Here is an 18,012-nt window from a genome sequence, read left to right on the forward strand (position 1 = left end):
CACTATATGATTCCTTCCCTGAAAATTAACTTTGGTAAAATCTGGTCATCAACAGCTTCACATGCTATGGTAAAAACATACATTGCGGTGAGTTTCATTCAGAATAAATTTTTGTTCACCGAAAATATGACAATTTGGATAATTGATGTTTTTCAATTATCCAAGCCAAGGCTTCTTATACATTATTTTAGAAATATTATAGATCCCTTTTAAAAAAAATAACAGCTTTATAACAAATATTTAACATTAAACTTTTTGTATAATCTTTTCAATTCGTTATTTATAGTATAATTTTAACGTTTTTATTAACAATCGAGGCATATATTCTAATATATTAATATATTTTGAAATTTTTTCTATTTGATTTTGCAAAACAAAAGTATACATAAATAAAAAATAATGAAATTACAATACTGTTCAGGAGATATTCGTCAGCTTTTTTTCCAGTTTACACTCGTAGTATCTTTTGAAAACATTGGAAGATAAACCGGCACATTTTCTTTTCGCATGGCAACGGAAATCTCCCGGTAGACCGGAATACGACTGATTTCACGCGCAGCGATGGAGGGATTCTGGATTCCCTTTGCTACAATTGAAGGCAGCAGTGTTATTCCCTTTCCGCGGCTTACGTACCCCAGGAGCGATTCTGTCAGATCCAGCTCCATCACAATATTGGGCGTGATTTTCATGCGGTTACACTGTTTGCGGATAGAAGCGCGGATAGTGCAGGGATCCTTGTAAAGCACCAGCTTTTCGTGTGCGATGATATCCATGAAGCTGATACTTTTCTGGTGGTATAAAGGATGAGTCACAGGGAATACCGCACAGAGCGGTTCTGTCATGAGCGGTATTACGGCGATGTTTTGCTGCGGTTCTGCATTGGAAAGCAGAACTATATCGAATTTGCCGTTTTCGACTCCATCGACAAGCTCCCGGTTAAAAAGACAAGTATCAACAATAACCTGATTATGTCCGCCTGCCCGCAGATTATCCATATACTGAGGAAGAAAGTATGTCACAAGATTGGCAAGTCCTCCGATGTGCACCTGGTTCATTTTTTTTAAATGCTGCACCTGTCCGATTACCCTGTCAAATTCATCCAGCACGCCGCTCATTCGCTCATAAAGAAACTTTCCCTGCGGTGTGGGCTCTACGCCGTCATAGCTGCGATTGAGCAGCTCACAGCCCAGTTTTTTCTCCAGCTGCTGCAGCTGTTTTGAAAGAGAAGGCTGTGAAATATAAAGCTGTTCGGATGCCTTATTCAGACTGCCGCAGCGGACTATTTCCAAAAAATATCGTATCTGTTCAAGACTGATCATTATTTTTCTCCTTAGGGATATGCTTTTTTGCTATACCCGGTATATACAACAACGATTAGGCAAATGCTGAAGTATAGTTTATGCTATACATAAGTAATATGGTAATATAATTTATTTGGCTTGTCTATAAGCTGCTAAAATTTAAGGAGGAAGCATAGGCTATGAAGAAGAAAATCGAAGTGTTTGATTATGCCAGTGAGATCATAAAGGCGCTCAGCACCGGTATTCTGCTGACTACAAAGGCGGGGGATAAAGTAAATACGATGACGGTGGGCTGGGGCAATCTGGGCGTTGTCTGGGGCAAGTCGACCTTTACGGCTTTTATCAGAAAAAATCGGTTTACAAGCTCCCAGCTGGCAAAGAATCCGGAATTTACGATCAATATACCGCATGGCGATTTCAATAAAAAAATATTGGGATTTTGCGGAACAAAATCCGGCCGTGATGTTGATAAAATTGAGGCTTTGAATTTAACTCTGGAAGCGCCGGAAATCATAGCTGTTCCTGCTGTCAGGGAACTTCCCCTGACGCTTGAGTGCCGGGCTATTTATGTACAGAAGCAGGATGAACATGCCATTGCGCAAGAAACTAAGAAAAAATATTATCCGCAGGATGTGGACAGCTTTTTCTATGATGCGAATAAGGATTTTCATACTGTTTATTACGGGGAAATCGTCAGTGCATATATTATAGAATAAAAGAGCCGTTGAGGCTTAAAGCAATGTGTAAAATATAATTTGGTGAGTGAGAGGAGATCAAAATGAGAGGTCAGCTTGACAAACAAAAGATATTGGTCATCGGCGGTTCAAAATTTTTGGGACTGGCAGTCGCACAGCGGGCAAGCAAAGCCGGCGCAGAAGTGGTCATCGGAGCACGTGATCTTGAGCAGGCCGCTAAGGCTGCCGCGCAGCTTCCCTTTGCGAGCGCGATCCATGTAGACATCACAGATGAGGGAACGATTGCCGCTGCGGCAGCTGAACTGGGATATGTTGATCATGTGGTGATAACTGCTTCCGCCCACCATAATGTACCGGTTGGGGAGCTGGAGCATGATAAAATAGTTACTGCGTTTGAAGCGAAGGTAATAGGGCCTATGCTGCTGGCAAAGCATTTTATCCCGATTATGCCTCCGACAGGCTCTATTCTTTTATTTTCCGGCGTAGCCGCGTGGACACCTTCTCCCGGTTATACAGTTATGGGAGTGACAAACGGCGCGGTTGCTTTTCTGGCTTCGCAGCTGGCAAAGGAACTGGCGCCTGTTCGCGTCAGCGCGATTTCTCCGGGTGTTACGGATTCCGGTACATGGGATACCCTTGCGGAACAGGATAAAAAGAATTTGCTGGAGAGTGCAGCATCATCCAGTTTGGTCGGACGGGCCGGCACCGCGGATGATATTGCAGATACTGCCATATGGCTGCTCAATGCCGGAAATATCTCCGGTGAAACTATTCATGTAGAGGGAGGCGCAAGACATGTATAATAAAGTGCCCGCCAGGATAAGGTGCTGCTTGGCATTGGAATACCGCTGCGGCGATAAACAGGCAAAATAAAAATCTTTCCTGATGACCATATATCCTTTAAGTGCTCTAGTGTGATGCCTGAAAATCCGAAAAAATTAATTGGTATCAGATAAGTGGAATAAAAAATAGAAAACTGTAAAGGAGCTTAGTATATATGAACACTTTGCCTATTATGCATTTTTCGTAAAATATATTTCACTGCCTCACGCAGAATTGTTCACTTATTTTACTGTATTTGGCGAATTGGCGGCGGATATTGCCCTTTTATGCGGAATTCTGACTCCGCTTGCCTTGCTGCTGGGAATGCTGCTGAATTACAATTATCTGCTGGCGGGCACGGTCAAGTATGAATCCTTTACTGATTCTTCTGGAAACACTGCTTCTGTGGGCAGGTACAGCAAGCTATAAAATGGGCATAGACTTTTTTATTATGCCAAACCTGAAAAGAGTTTTTGATTTTTAGCAATATTGGTTCCACATTTAGTATTTGAATTCTTTCGGCTGCTCATGGCTTTTCTGCTCGAGTCATTATGAATTAGCTGTATTGTCTTGGCAGTGAAATTTTATTATACTTATTGTGATTAAAGAATTTATGAATAAGGCAGGAAGAATTTTTATGAAAATCGGATCAGGCGGAAAATCAATGGCCCGGCAGCTGTACGCCACACGCGCATTTTATTTTATCGGCGGCTTCGGAACGGCGTCATGGGCACCGCTGGTGCCATTTTTAAAATTGCGCCTGCAGGTTGAGGAAGATGTCTTGGGACTATTGCTTTTATGCATCGGCATCGGTTCTTTTTTGACGATGCCTTTTTGCGGTGCGGCAGCGGCAAAATTCGGCTGCAGAAAAATTTTAAAAACTGCGGGCATGCTGTTTGCGGTTTTTCTCGTTGCATTAAGCTGGATTTCTTCATTCTGGATTGCAGTAATAACGTTGCTGTGTTTCGGTGCCTTAATAGGCAGTGTTGCCACCACAACAAATATTCATGCGATTGCTTTGGAAAAAGCATCCGGCAATCGTCTTATGTCAAATATGAATGCGTTCTGGAGCATCGGCGGCTTTTCCGGGGCCGGCCTGTCCAGTGGACTGCTCGGGATTGGCGCATCTCCGGTTATCTCAACCTTATGTGCGGCACTTGCCGTAATGGGATTGATTCTTGTTTTCTCGCGTTATCTTTCAGATAACAGTACTGATCTTGGCAAAAGTCCACTTATATCCATTCCGCATGGAATTGTTACACTGGTGGGCGTTATTTTGTTTATTGCATATTTAGTCGAGGGTGCTATGATGGATTGGAGCGGCATATATCTTACGGCAGTGCGCGGCTTTGATATTTCACTGGCAGGCACCGGTTTTGCGACCTTTGCCATGGCGATGCTCATTATGCGCCTGATTGGCGACCGTTTTGTCCAAAAATTCGGCAGTAAATTTATTATGGCAGTCAGCAGTGCGTTTTCAGCGGGCGGATTTTTGCTGGTTATATACGCACCGGTCCAGCCGTGCATATATATGGGATTCTTTTTTATAGGCATGGGCTGCGCCAATGTCGTGCCAATATTTTTTACTGTGCTGGGCCGTCAGACTGTTATGCCGCTCAGTGCGGCAGTATCGGCTGTAAGTACATTGGGCTATCTGGGATCTCTGGCCGGACCCGCCATCATAGGATTTATTGCCCATCAGACAAGCCTTTATTTTTCGTTTGGGCTGCTTGCCGCGCTGATAATACTGCAAATGGGCATCGCCTGCTATACATTCAGAAAGCTCACGTAAAATACGGTTTATGGTCTGCAAATTGTTTTTTACTATTCACTTTTCAGTGTATTCACAGGTGAATACAGATTATAATATGAAAAGGCTTCCGAAATTTTCGGAAGCCTTGATTTTTTTCCGGAACCAATGAATATTATCACAATGCAGCCTGACTGCTGCGGATTATTGAGTATCCTTTTTGCATTATATATGTATGCTGCGCTGAAAATCCAGCTTATTTTTGCTGAAATTTGCATTTTTATATAATTCCAAACGAAATATACATTTATCAGCCCTGGTAGTGGAGGTTGTCAGTTCAAACACGTAGCCAGAGTCAAGATGAGAAACGCGTTCAATTTGATATCCGGGAGTATTTGAGCTGCATTTCAGAAGCTTGGCGACGGCACCTTTGATTATAATAGCTTCTATCGTTTCCGAAGCATGGTACAGGTTAAGTGAATAATGGCTGCTTAATGTGTCATACAGAGAAACAGCTTCAAAATTGAATTGTTCGATTCCGCTGCAAAGATAGTAAGGAATATATGTGTTTTCCAAAAGCAGGGGTGTTCCATTGGCACACCGCAGCCTGAGCAGATGAAATGCTCTCGGATCAGTTTCCGGCAACTGCAGTGAAGTGATCAATTGTTTATTAGTTATATTGGACACTTCTTTCGTAAGTACGACGGAAGTAGGAGAGGCACCTATACTGCGCATGTTTTCTGTGAAATTGTACAGGTAATTAATATTGCGTTTTAGCTTAGGATTAGCAATAAAGGAGCCCCTTCCGCGCTGACGAATAAGCAATCCTTCTTCCACCAGCCGATTCATGCACTGACGCACAGTTGTACGGCTGATATTCAACGCCCCGCATAGATCATTTTCTGTGATCATTTGATCACCGGGCTTCAGGACGCCCTGCTGTATCTGGATTTTTATATAGGCGATCAGCTGCTCATATAAGGGAATATTTTTTTCTGCAGAAAAATGGAATGTGCTTTTAAAGTAATCAATGTCCAAATTTTTATTCCTCACATATTTTAAATATTTTCTTAAGTTTATCATAAATTTATTCTATTCATCAAGCCGCTGGAAAGACATAGTTTTTACTTTGAGGCAGGCATATATGGCAGCTGCTGTATATGCCTGCCCGGAGGAATAAAAAAAATAAAATATACTTGAATTATCTAAATAAAGCCTTTATAATAAATGTATGAATTGTATCATACATTTATTATAAAGGAAGGAAATAAATTATGAAACCGACAAAAAAAGCAAGCGAAATGACGACAGGAGAACTCGCCGCCTACATTGACCAATCCGTATTAAAACCTGAATTTACTGAGAAGGATATAAGACAGTATATTAAAGAAGGGGTAGATTTCGGCTGTGCAACAGTGTGCATCAATCCTTCGTCGCTGCCCATAGCTGCTGAGTACACAGAAGGAACAAATACTGCTGTTTGTGTTGTTTGTGATTTTCCATTTGGAACCAGTACGACCAGCTCTAAGGTTCTGCAAGCACGTGAATATTGCAGCCACTGGAAGATCAAGGAACTTGATATCGTGGCGAATTTTGGCTGGATCCGCAGCGGCAAATGGGATGATGTGACAAAGGATATTGCGGCAGTCGTTGATGTCTGTCACGAATATAATACAGAAGTCAAAGTCATTTTTGAAACCGATGCACTTACAGTAGATGAGGTTAAGAAAGCCTGCGAATGCGCAATTGCGGCAAAAGCTGATTTTGTCAAGACCAGCACAGGATTCTTAACAGGCCACGAAACTCACGGTGCATCGCCGGAAATCATTAAAGTGATGCTTGATACCTGTAATGGCCGCATCAAAATTAAGGGCAGCGGCTGCATACGCACCAGAGAACATTTCCTGAGGCTTATTGATATGGGCATAGATCGAATGGGCGTCGGCTTCCGGTCCACACCTATCATTTTAAGCATAAATAAAAAGTAATGTCTTTTGGCGGGTGCGGCAGCGAAAATTGAGAGTTTTTCAAGTTTTGTGTAAACGTCAAAAGCCAATATAAATTTAATAGTGATATATTTAAAGGCATTGCTTGTAAAAGTGATGCCCTTTAAGCATCCCTGTCTGAAAGACGTTCTTCAAAATAAATTTCCAACTAAGCTCTTATTTGACTCCAGTCCACTTTTTTAGTAATATCCATCATTGCCAGATACAGCATTTTTAAACGGTTGTCATCTGAAGGCAAAATTATCCTGGATTTAGTAACTTTTCTAAGCTGCCAGTTAAATCCCTCTACGGTATTTGTGGTATAAATGAGCCTTCTGACGGTAAGTGGATATTTAAAATATGTTGCTAAAACAGCCCACTTTTCATGCCAGGATTTATAAATTTTAGGATATTTACTATCCCATGTTTCTTTAAAATGATCAAGCTCAGCTAATGCTGTTTCTTCTGTTGGAGCAGCATATACCAGTTTTAAGTCTGCCATCAGGGCTTTTATTTCTTTATAAGATACATATTTTGTTGAACTGCGTATTTGATGAATTACACATTGCTGTATTTCTGTTTGAGGGTACACTGCTTCAATAGCTTGTGGGAAGCCACTGAGACCGTCAACACAAGCTATTAGAATATCTTCTACCCCACGGTTTTTCAACTCGTTCATTATGGACAGCCAGTATTTTGCACTTTCATTTTCGCCAACATACATGCCTAAAACATCTTTATGCCCGTCCATATCTATGCCAAGGGCAATATAAAACAGCCCGTTTTACAATATGCCCATCACAACGAACATGGTAATGAATGGCATCCATAAAAACATCGGCATATACCTCATAATATTTTTAACATCTGCACCATCACGAATATTAGCATTGATATTCTTTAAATAATTTTTCATCATTTCCCGCATTGCTGCTTTTTGAAAATTTTCATTTTTTAAAGGTTCATTAACAAAGCGAATTGCCGCTGCCGCCAGTACCACAGTGGGATCAATTGCTGTTCTGTCAATATGGAAAATTTTAAATGCTATTGGTAGCTCAGTACATCCCAATATTAATATTTCTGCTCCCTGTTCAAAAAGATCATCCATAGTCTCATAAAATCCATTTAGATTAATATTTTTTTTTGATGCCTTTACTCCATTATAAATAATATCCATCACATTTACTTGTTTTATCGCTGACGGAACAACTATATCTATCCCTGCTTTTGCCAATACCGTATGATAGACACCTGATTGTATAGTGCCGTCAGTTGCTAACAACCCAACTTTTTTTATTCCTCTGTTTTGTATTTCTTCTACTGTCAATTTTAACATATTCAATAACGGAACATCAAAAAACGGTGTAATTTTATCATAAAAATAATGTGCTGTATTACATGGCATTACCAATACATCAGCACCCATTGATTGCAAGCGGATTCCGCTTCTCACCATTTCAGGCACAGGATCTTTTCCCTTTCCTAATATAGCCTTTGTCCTATCTGGAATATTTGTATTGCAGTCGATTAAAACATGTATCTGTTCTTGATCTGATGCAGCATGCGTCATCGTAATAATCTTATTGAATAAATCACAGGTAGCTGCTGCTCCCATACCACCAATAATACCAATTGACTTTTTCATTCTTTTCGCTCCTGTTATATAACATAAATCATTTTTCAACTTGATTTTATTATAAATTCTATCTAAAATATAATCAAATATATCTATTAGTATAAATAGTATAATCATTTAGTTATATTATTAGGAGGTATACCGTGTTTAAAGGAAAGGAATATGTTTATGAAGTATATAAAGAAAAAAGTTTTTCCAAAGCCGCTCAAAATTTATATATCAGCCAACCTGCACTGAGTGCTGCCATCAAAAAAATTGAAAACAGAATTGGTTGTACCATCTTTGATCGAAGCAGTAAAGCCGTTCAGCTAACAGATGCCGGCATAAAATATATACAAGCTTCTGAAACTATTATGGACATAGAAATCCAATTTGAAAATTATTTAAGCAACTTAAATCAATTGAAAACGGGCCGTCTTTCCATTGGTGCGAGTAATGTTTTTGCCTCCTTTATTCTCCCAGAGATAATAACAAAATTTACCGACAAATATCCATCAATTAAAATCCGTCTCATCGAAGCAGCTTCTGCCCAACTTGAAGAATTATTATTTTCCGGTACTTTGGATTTTGTGCTTGATAATTATCCATTAGATGAGGCAATCTATCAAAAGCACTTGTTCTGCAGTGAAAATCTCATCCTTGCTGTACCGCCTAACCTTTCTGCCAATACTCGCGCGCTTCCATATCAGCTGTCAATAAATGACATTCACCATGAGAAACATCTGGATCCCTTGACAAAATCCGTACCTTTATCCATATTCGCCCATGAACCATTCATATTCTTAAGGTCAGGAAACGACACGCGAATACGCTCCGATAAAATTTTCAAAAAAAACCAACTCATACCCAAAATAATTTTAGAATTAGACCAGCTTGCCACAGCTTATAATGTGGCCTGTTATGGCATGGGCGCCACTATCATCAGTGATACGTTGGTAAAAAAAGCTAACGGTAACTCAACTATGCTATATTACAAAATTGATTCCCCTTACACATTTCGTAATGTATTTTTCTATAATAAACAAAATAAATATATTACTAGAACCATGGAAGAATTCATAAAGCTAGCGCAAAACGCAAATATAAACACAATGCATATCTTATAAAAAGACATAACAAAAGCCGACAGAAAAATTTCTGCCGGCCACTTTAAGATTTATAATTCTGCTCACAATAACGTCTTGGGTAAATTGCTTTCAAACACTATAAATCCTTTATTGGAGTGTCAACAGTAAACTAAACCACTTTTTTAAGGTTATTTTTTCGATACGCAACTGGCGTTAAGTAACCAAGCGAGGAATGAATTCTATGATTATTGAACCAATTCACATAATCAGCAAGTTGCAATTTTAATGCAGATAGATTCATAAAGGTCTGATCTTTTACAAATTCAGTCTTGATTATTTTAAAAGTTGCTTCCGCAACAGCATTGTCATAGGGATATCCTTTATGGCTCAAAGATCTGTTGATTTCAAAGACTTCCAACATTTCTTCAATCAGCTGATTTTTGAATTCATTTCCACGGTCCGTGTGAAAAATATGGATGTTTTCTAGACTTTCCTTTACCGTCATAAATGCCTGTTTTACAAGTTTTGCGGTTTTATGTGGACCAGCACTATAACCAATAATTTCTCTATTAAAGAGGTCTATAAGTACACAGATATAATGCCAGCTCGTTCCAACACGAACATAGGTTAAATCACTTACTACTACATTTCTATAGGATTGCTTATCAAATTCACGATTTACAACATTAGCTGCTTTTGCTTCGTTGCAGGTATCCTTCTGTGGATGAAATTGGGCTGTTGTATATGTGGATACAAGCCCTTCCTGCTTCATTATACTACTGATTCGACGGCGGGAAATATACATATCTATCTTGGCCAATTCCTGTTTGATTTTACGAGTTCCGTAATTAGAACGACTCGCTTTAAATATAGCAATTATGGCTGCAGTCAGCTCGGATTCATCCGTTTTCTGCGTAGCTTCATAATAGTAAGTACTTCTAGAGATTTTTAGGACTTTGCACATTGCTGATACAGAGTATTTGTGAGTATTTGCTTTTATCACATTTACTTTCGTCCTAAGATCAGCGCAGCTTGTTTTAAAATATCATTCTCCATTTTTAGTTGTTGGTTTTGCTTACGAAGGTTTATGAGTTCTTGTTGTTCTAGAGTTCGATTATCTTTCTCTTTAAAAGAACCGGAATGTTCTGCCTGCGCAATCCATTTATCCAGGAGTGAGCTGGCAATATCGTATTCACGGACAATATCACATTTGCCTTTACCACTGCGATATAGATCAACAAGTTGTTGTTTAAATTCTGACGTATAAGTACGTCGCGGTCTAGGTTGTTTTTTTTCGGACATAATAAAAATTCCTTTCTTTATATGAAATTATTGTATATGCCCTTAAAAAATCTGTCCAGTTTCATTGTAGCCTATTCATCCAATGAATGTAAGCGTAATTTCACTGTTAATGATAAAATTATCTTTTTCAAAAATGACTATAAGTTAGGTGTAATGAATGGACAAACAGGAAAAATCATTGATATAAAGGATAATTTACTCACTATTAAAAGTAATGATCAAAATATAGAAATCAATGTAGGTAATTATAATCACTTTGATCATGGCTATGCTATGACAACACATAAAGCACAAGGCATTACAGCCAATAAAGTTATAATAAATATGGATTCATTACAAAAACAGCTGAATAGTCGAAATAATTACTATGTGGATATAAGTAGAGCAAGAAATGAAGTAAGTATTTATACTAATTCTAAGTGTAAAATAGATCAGCAAGTTAGTTTGTTTGCCAGAAAATTGAGTTTAAATAATTTTAAAAGAAAGGATGATAGTTTAAAAGTAAAAATTCTCCGCAAAATAGATTGTGAAAATGAATTATATTTATCAATAAAAAAATTGGTTAGAAAAATTGATGATGTTAATAAAATAAAAATTAGATAGTACAAACATATAAATACAGTTGAAAAAAACAATAAAAAGGAGCAAACTATAAAATATATGTAAAAAAAAGATTAAGAACTAAGAAATGAGGAAAAGATGGCATTAGCAAAATGGTATAAAATAGATTTTCATACACATACACCTGCGAGTAATTGTTTCCTAGATAAGAATATTTCCGCTGATGAGTGGTTAGAGGCAGCTAAAGATTCAGGAATGAATGCAGTTGTTATAACTGATCATAATTCTGTTGGCTTTATTAGAAAAATAGATTGTTTAAAGAATAAATATGAGAACCATGATGATTTTGATCCTGAAAAAAATTTTAAAGTTTTTTATGGGATAGAAGTATGTGTGTCAGCAGCATTCACACATATTCTAATCATTTTTGATGATTCATTGACAACAAATGAAATAGAAGATGCAGTAATTAAGTATTTAGGAATAGATAGAAATAACTGGGGGAATACTGAAAAATATATTTCAGAAAATGAATTAAAAGATTTGTATATGGAATTAAAAGATAAAGTTTTTGTAATACCAGCACATTTTGCAAGTAATAAAGGACTTGCAAAAGCTAATATTAATACTATAAAAAATTATCAAGAATTTATACACTTTTCAGCAATTGAAGTAAGAAATGAAGAAGATATAAGAGAATATGAAAATAAACTAAAATTAAATGCAATAAATGAAGCTGTATGTATTTCTGGATCAGATAATCCTTCAAATAAAGATGCGACAAAACATTCTGTAGAGGGATTTGGAAAGATGTTTACATGGATAAAATTGTCGGCATTAAATTTTGAAGGGTTACGGCAAGTATTTATAGATTTTGAAAATAGAGCATTAAATTGGTTGGAAATTAAAAAATTAGGGAATAAATTCAATCCAAATGATATTAACTATAATTATATTGGAGGAATTTGTTTAACAAATTTTTCTCATTTACTTGATATAAACTTGAGATTTTCACCACATTTAAATTGTATTATTGGTAGTAGAGGTACAGGAAAATCAACCTTAGTAAATGCAATAAATTATGGATTGGATTCAAACTTAGATTTAAATAAATGTAAAGTTTTAAAAAATACAATGAAAAATGGGGGAGGGATAGATATTTATTTCAATTTTGGAAATGAAGATCCCTATCAAATTACGAGTAGAAAAGAAAAAGGTAATTTAGAATATTCATATGAAAATAAATCAGGTATTTTAATTGATCCTCCCGAGTTTAAAATAGATTTTTATGGACAAAAAGAAATATTTAATTTAATAGAAGATGAAAATAACATAAATGAAAATATTAAAAGTCCATTATTACAGTTAATCGATGATAAAATAAGTATTAAACTATATAAAATAAATGATAGTATAGAGCAAATGTTAACTGAATTATTGGCATTGTCAGAAGAATATAAAAATAATAGAAATAAAATTACTAAATTGCCAGGGATAAAGGCAGAAATTAGTAAAGTTACCTCAATATTAAAAAAATATGAAGAAAGTAACATAAAAAATATTAGAGCTAAGAAAGATAAAATATATAACATTAATGAAATTTGTGGAAACGAAATAAACGAAAGTGAAAGTTGTTTAACTAATATTGCAGATAGTTTACAAATAAAAATAGATGATCTTGAAAAAAAATTAGTTGTGGACGAAGATATAGATAAACTAATTTGTGATGACGCAAAAAATATTTTAAGCGATGTAAAAAAATCATATGAGACTGTAAAAAAAACAATAAATCAAGAAATTGATAAAATAGAAAAAATTGGATTACAGTTAGAAAAAAGTAATATAGTAAAGGAAAAAAATGAAATTGATGTTCAGTATAAAATGGCATTAGAAAAAGTAAAAAATACTGGAAGTGAAGATATTGAAACTTTACAAGATAAAATTTTAGAAAACAAACATCAAGAAAGTAATTTATTAGATATTGAGAAACAACAGATAGTAATAGAAGAAAAAATCAATAGTACTATATCAAAGTATTTAACTGCACGTTTAGATTTAACTAAAGAAAGAGCAAATATTATTAAGTCTTTGGATTTAGATAGTATAAAAATTGAAATCATACCTATTTGTCATAAAAATAGATGGAAACAAAGTTTGCAAAAAGAACTAGGTAAGGAGAACGTATTCGATAATGAATTTGAGAAATTAGTAGAATTTATATTAAATGATGATGCAAAATTTGAACATTATAAAAAATTTATTTTCTTTTTGCTTACATCGAAAAATGGTAATATATCAGATTTTTGTCAGAGTATTTCAGATCCTAGATTTATTAATATATGGACAACTAAACAGAATAATAATACGTTAAATTCTATAATAAAAGTTATTCCAGAAGATATGGTAACTATAAAAATTAGTGATAAAACAGGTGATATTGATATTAATGAAGGATCACCAGGGCAAAAAAGTGCGGCAATTTTAGCATTTATTATGAGTAGTGGTGAAAATCCTTTAATTATAGATCAGCCAGAAGATGATTTAGATAATAGCCTTATATATAATTTGATAGTTAAATCGATAAGAAAAATAAAAAATAAACGTCAAATAATTATTGTAACACATAATCCTAATATACCTGTGCTGGGAGATGCAGAAGGGATTATTATTTTAGAGCGTGAGAATACTGGTAAAATTTATTTTAAAAATCATAAAAAAGCTGGCTGTTTAGAAGAAAAAAATATTAGAACTGGAATATGCGAAATTATGGAAGGTGGAGAGAGCGCATTCAAGAAAAGAGAAGAAAAGTATTTGTATAAATGATCATAAAAACACTTTAGGGAGACACTATGAAAGAGAATAATATTGTTGATGATATAGTTTATCAATTAGAAATATTAAAGAATAAAATAAATTGTTATCAGTCTAATAATACATATGTATATGTAGATGTTTTTAAAAGTTGGGTAAAAATTTTTAATGATATTATAGTTTTGTATAATAGGGAATTAAATGGAAAAGTAAGCCCACATGAAATAGGTGATTGGGATTTTTCTTCAACCAAAAAAACTATTCGTGATACTTCGGTAAAAATTTTTAAAAATGAAGTTGAAAAAATAATAGAAAAATTTAAGTTAGAAATGGATGACTTAAGGGCAGCTAAAAAAGAAAAACAAACTCCAGTTCATCAAATGAGAAGATGTTTTAAAATTGGTGCTGAAGGATGCCCTGTTAATCCTCTGTATGAAAAGAATAAAGTGTTCATAGCAATGTCGTTTGATGATATGTATGTTGATTCATATACGTATGGAATAAAGGAAGCTTTAGATCGATTAGGAATGAGATATTATCGTGCAGATTCAAATGTTTTAAATATAGATATAATGTGTAAAATTTGTCGTGAAATACAGTCATGTGCATTGGTAATTGTTAATATATCAGGGTTGAATCCGAATGTTATGCTAGAATTAGGTTTAGCTTATGGAATAGGAAAACCTGTTATTATTATAAAAGATAAAAATACAAAAAGCATTTCAGATATTGGAAGTGTAGAATATATTGAGTATTTAAATGCATATGACTTGATGTGTAAAATTACAAAAGCGTTGAAATAAATATTTTGTAGAGTAAACAATATGGAGGCTATTTGTAGAATGATTATTTAGTACTTAGATAATATGTTAAGCTGATATAAAGTATGGAGGTAATAAAATGTTTGATAATGATTATTTGTATTCAAAAATGATAAAGGTTATTGATGGAGAAGCTGCGCAACTAACGGATTTTGCTAATTTATTGGATGAAAGCTTAGAATTAGATAAATTAATTAAAAAAATTTTTCCTTTAGATTCTTATGGCAATGAAAATGAATATATTAAAATAAAAGGAAGTAAACAATTAATTTTAGAGTTTAATAAAATTAATATGGAAAAATTAGATATAATTGTGCCGTTAAAAGATATCGGATATATGGGCTTGATAGAAGATAACCAAATTGTAATAAATTTTTATAATATAGAAAAATATAAAGAATTAAAAGCAAATGGAATATACGAGTTTTCTTATGATTTTTTTGAGAATCTTTTTTCAATGGGGAAATTTTCAAATTATTGTATAAAATATGGTTATGTAGATTTATTAAGAGAAAATATAAAAACATTATTAGAAAAGCGTGGTTCTGTTATACGCCAATATAGATTGATAAAGAATGAGGATGATTATTTTTTACGGGCACTAACTTCATCTAGATATCAGAATTATGATAATAATATTGCTTTATATTTGTCTATGCTTAATTTACATAAATTAGCGGTTGAAAAAAAATTAGAGTTTAGAATTGAAAAAACTTTTTTATCAGATTCTTATATTAGAATTTTTCTCGAACAAGAAAACGAACTAAGAATACCTAATGTTGGTATTCTTAAATTTGGCGTTTTAATTACAAATAATGAAATCCGCGAAGGGGCATTTTATATGGAGGTACGGTATAAAATAACAGATGAATATAAAAATACATTTTATGGAATGCAGCCATTAAAAAATTCAATATTCAATATAACTCATGGGATGGGAATACAAACATTAATAGGCAAAATTAAACAATTGAATAACTTGTTAAATATTGAAAATTCGATGAAAGATCTTATACAAGGTTTAAGTGGTATGGAAAAAATATCACAAGATGGTTTATTTTCGTTATATAAGAAAATAGTCAATTCAAAAAATGAACTAGGGAAAAGTACTAAAGATAAGTTTAAAGAAATTTATGACAAACATGATATAGAAAATACAAAAACAATAGTAGAAGCATTTAACAAAATTGATTCTATTACCACAGATATGGATGAAAAAATATTTCTTGAAAGAGTATATCATGAAGTTATTATGGAATTGGTACATAATAATAAACAGTGATGTAATACAAAGGGGAAATCATTTTTAAATTAATAGGGGACTAAAAAGGGGATTTTTAATTAAATATAACAAAAAGGCTTCCAAGGAAAAACCTCGGAAGCCTTGATATACATATGGAGCTGGCAATAGAATTTGAACTTACGATCTGATCATTACTAAAGAATAATTTCATAAAAATAGAGTAATATAAGTGTTTATAGGCTATAAAATAGTATACTTAATATCTTTTTATAGCTTTTTTGTTTATAATGAACAGATTTAACATTAAAAATAGAATAAAAAGGGGATAAAAAAGGGGACTATAATTGAATTTACATTGTAAATTTTAGTGGCATGAATATAAGAGGGAAAAATTATCTTTCAAAATATAGAAATCAATTTAGATAATTACAAGCATTTTGATCATGGTTATGCTATGACTACACATAAAGCGCAAGGGATTACAGCTAATAAAGTTATAATCAATATGGATTCATTGCAAAAGCAATTAAATAGTCGAAATAATTACTATATAAATATAAGTAGTGGCCTTTCCCCACGTGGTTAGACACCGAAAACGAAAGGAAATCTGAGAGTTCTTCGAGAGTTCTTCAAGTTTTGTGTAAACACTAAAAGCTAATATAAAATTAAGTAATGGGGCTATGAATAAAAGTCTGTAAATAAGGTCTTCTATGATAGTTAATAAAGAATTAATAAATCGTCATTTCGTTAGAGCTATCATGCCAGTAATCTGTCAGAGTACATGATGACCAGTTCACCTCTTACCTTTCCCCAATTCCGAAGTGGCATGGTCCATTTCTTGGCAGCCTCGAAAGTGGACAGGTACAAAGCCTTGAGCAGAGCCTGTGAACTTGGGAAAACACTTCGCTGACGGTTTAAACGGCGGTAGGAAGAATTTAAACTCTCAATGGTGTTCGTTGTATAGAAAGCTGTACGAACATCTATCGAAAACTTAAAGATTGGTGTTATGACATCCCAGTGATCATGCCACCGTTTCATGGCTGCTGGATACTGGGACGTCCATTTCTGATCTACTTCCTCTAACCGTCTGACAGCGGTTTTTTCGTCAGGAGCGGTATAGATCGTCCGAAGATCTCTGGCAAAATTCTTCATGTCCTTATTGGCTACATATTTAAGGGTATTACGTACCATATGCACAATACAGCGCTGGTGTTCTGTTTTTGGGAAGGCTGCAGCAATAGCTTCCTTAAGCGCTGTGAGTCCGTCCGAGCAGAGGATAAGAATATCCTGGACGCCGCGGTTCTTAAGACCGTTCAGAACACTCAGCCAGTATTTACTGTTTTCATTTTCACCGACTTCAAGGGCGAGTACTTCTTTGTAGCCATCCTCATTGATGCCGAGCACAACATATGCAGCCAACTTGCTGACAATACTGTCATGACGTACCGAAAAATGAATGGCGTCAATAAAGATAATAGGATAGACGCTGGCAAGTGGCCGACACTGCCACTCTTCAATCTGGGGCAGGATTTTGTCAGTGACATCCGATATGAAGCCTTCTGATGCCTCAAACCCATAGATATCCTCGATGGTTTCAGAAATTTGCTTGGTCGTCAGCCCTTTGGCATACATGGAAATTATTTTCTGGTCAATGGCAGAGATGTCCTTCTGACGCTTCTTGACAACCTGTGGCTTGAATGAGGATTGCCGATCCTGAGGAACGTCAATCTGAAAGCTGCCATAACTGCTGTTCATTTGCTTTGGTTTATAACCGTTACGGGCGTTCTCGCTGTCGGAGCGTTCCGATTTGCTATAGCCCAGGTGTTCATCCATTTCAGACTCCATCATCTCCTTGATGGTGCCACCAAGCAGATCATTCAGGGCATCTTGGATGTCATTTGGTTTCTCGATGTTATACTCTTGGAAGAGCTGCTGGATAATAGCCCGCTTTCCATCGGTCATTTCAACCTTGTGAATCTCTTTGCGCTGTTTTGCCATGATAAAAAGGCCTCCTCCTA

At 35.1% G+C, this 18,012-nt stretch carries 16 protein-coding genes; 10 read left to right on the forward strand and 6 right to left on the reverse strand.

Going from position 1 to position 18,012, the window contains the following annotated elements; translation table 11 throughout:
• Positions 1 to 431: 431 nt before the first annotated feature.
• Positions 432 to 1,319, reverse strand: coding sequence for a LysR family transcriptional regulator (locus NXG61_RS01495; protein ID WP_307223729.1), 888 nt, complete (start codon positions 1,317 to 1,319; stop codon positions 432 to 434).
• 161 nt (positions 1,320 to 1,480) lie between these two features.
• On the opposite strand from NXG61_RS01495, the gene NXG61_RS01500 reads away from it, so the two are divergent.
• The 4 genes from NXG61_RS01500 to NXG61_RS01515 all read left to right on the forward strand — a co-directional run bounded on the left by NXG61_RS01500 (position 1,481) and on the right by NXG61_RS01515 (position 4,610).
• Positions 1,481 to 2,017, forward strand: coding sequence for a flavin reductase family protein (locus tag NXG61_RS01500; RefSeq protein ID WP_196604460.1), 537 nt, complete (start codon positions 1,481 to 1,483; stop codon positions 2,015 to 2,017).
• A 62-nt stretch (positions 2,018 to 2,079) separates the two neighbouring features.
• Positions 2,080 to 2,799 carry an SDR family oxidoreductase gene (locus NXG61_RS01505; RefSeq protein WP_307223726.1) on the forward strand — a complete coding sequence of 240 codons (720 nt, stop codon included), beginning with the start codon at positions 2,080 to 2,082 and terminating at the stop codon, positions 2,797 to 2,799.
• 253 nt (positions 2,800 to 3,052) lie between these two features.
• A complete protein-coding gene (locus NXG61_RS01510; RefSeq protein ID WP_196604458.1) occupies positions 3,053 to 3,247 on the forward strand; it encodes a hypothetical protein in 195 nt (64 codons plus the stop codon).
• Between the two features lie 208 nt (positions 3,248 to 3,455).
• Positions 3,456 to 4,610 carry an MFS transporter gene (locus NXG61_RS01515; protein WP_196604457.1) on the forward strand — a complete coding sequence of 385 codons (1,155 nt, stop codon included), beginning with the start codon at positions 3,456 to 3,458 and terminating at the stop codon, positions 4,608 to 4,610.
• A 183-nt stretch (positions 4,611 to 4,793) separates the two neighbouring features.
• On the opposite strand, the gene NXG61_RS01520 is transcribed toward NXG61_RS01515, so the two are convergent.
• Positions 4,794 to 5,606, reverse strand: a complete 813-nt coding sequence (locus NXG61_RS01520) for a GntR family transcriptional regulator (protein ID WP_307223723.1) — start codon at positions 5,604 to 5,606, stop codon at positions 4,794 to 4,796.
• A gap of 236 nt (positions 5,607 to 5,842) precedes the next feature.
• Between NXG61_RS01520 and deoC the strand changes: the two genes are divergently transcribed.
• Entirely contained in the window at positions 5,843 to 6,556 is a 714-nt protein-coding gene (gene deoC / locus NXG61_RS01525) for a deoxyribose-phosphate aldolase (protein WP_307223722.1), read from the forward strand.
• A 166-nt stretch (positions 6,557 to 6,722) separates the two neighbouring features.
• Here deoC and NXG61_RS01530 read toward each other — a convergent pair whose 3' ends face one another.
• Positions 6,723 to 7,304, reverse strand: a complete 582-nt coding sequence (locus tag NXG61_RS01530; RefSeq protein WP_196604454.1) for an IS256 family transposase — start codon at positions 7,302 to 7,304, stop codon at positions 6,723 to 6,725.
• A 33-nt stretch (positions 7,305 to 7,337) separates the two neighbouring features.
• The gene (locus tag NXG61_RS01535) at positions 7,338 to 8,198 is read right to left on the reverse strand and encodes an aspartate/glutamate racemase family protein (RefSeq protein ID WP_196604453.1); all 861 of its coding nucleotides are present in this window, start codon (positions 8,196 to 8,198) and stop codon (positions 7,338 to 7,340) included.
• Between the two features lie 134 nt (positions 8,199 to 8,332).
• Between NXG61_RS01535 and NXG61_RS01540 the strand changes: the two genes are divergently transcribed.
• Complete coding sequence (locus tag NXG61_RS01540; protein WP_196604452.1) at positions 8,333 to 9,295, forward strand: LysR family transcriptional regulator; 963 nt, start codon at positions 8,333 to 8,335, stop codon at positions 9,293 to 9,295.
• 130 nt (positions 9,296 to 9,425) lie between these two features.
• Here the strand turns inward: NXG61_RS01540 and NXG61_RS01545 are convergent.
• Positions 9,426 to 10,558 (reverse strand): IS3 family transposase gene (locus NXG61_RS01545; protein ID WP_307223719.1). Its coding sequence is split into 2 segments (ribosomal slippage): positions 9,426 to 10,291 and positions 10,291 to 10,558, totalling 1,134 coding nucleotides; the frame shifts between segments, so codons are not numbered across the junction.
• A 153-nt stretch (positions 10,559 to 10,711) separates the two neighbouring features.
• On the opposite strand from NXG61_RS01545, the gene NXG61_RS01550 reads away from it, so the two are divergent.
• The 4 genes from NXG61_RS01550 (at position 10,712) to NXG61_RS01565 (ending at position 16,033) form a co-directional block, all read left to right on the forward strand.
• Positions 10,712 to 11,161, forward strand: a complete 450-nt coding sequence (locus tag NXG61_RS01550) for an ATP-binding domain-containing protein (protein ID WP_432748966.1) — start codon at positions 10,712 to 10,714, stop codon at positions 11,159 to 11,161.
• A gap of 96 nt (positions 11,162 to 11,257) precedes the next feature.
• Positions 11,258 to 13,942, forward strand: coding sequence for a TrlF family AAA-like ATPase (locus NXG61_RS01555; protein WP_307223715.1), 2,685 nt, complete (start codon positions 11,258 to 11,260; stop codon positions 13,940 to 13,942).
• 26 nt (positions 13,943 to 13,968) lie between these two features.
• Positions 13,969 to 14,733: a hypothetical protein gene (locus NXG61_RS01560; RefSeq protein WP_307223714.1), complete on the forward strand. Its 765-nt coding sequence runs from the start codon at positions 13,969 to 13,971 to the stop codon at positions 14,731 to 14,733.
• Between the two features lie 97 nt (positions 14,734 to 14,830).
• Positions 14,831 to 16,033, forward strand: a complete 1,203-nt coding sequence (locus tag NXG61_RS01565; protein WP_307223712.1) for a hypothetical protein — start codon at positions 14,831 to 14,833, stop codon at positions 16,031 to 16,033.
• A 717-nt stretch (positions 16,034 to 16,750) separates the two neighbouring features.
• Here NXG61_RS01565 and NXG61_RS01570 read toward each other — a convergent pair.
• Positions 16,751 to 17,992, reverse strand: coding sequence for an IS256 family transposase (locus NXG61_RS01570; protein WP_432748928.1), 1,242 nt, complete (start codon positions 17,990 to 17,992; stop codon positions 16,751 to 16,753).
• Between the last annotated feature and the right edge of the window lie 20 nt (positions 17,993 to 18,012).

Origin of the sequence: Pectinatus haikarae (assembly GCF_050916305.1) — a bacterium.
Taxonomy (GTDB): Bacteria; Bacillota; Negativicutes; order Selenomonadales; family Selenomonadaceae; genus Pectinatus; species Pectinatus haikarae.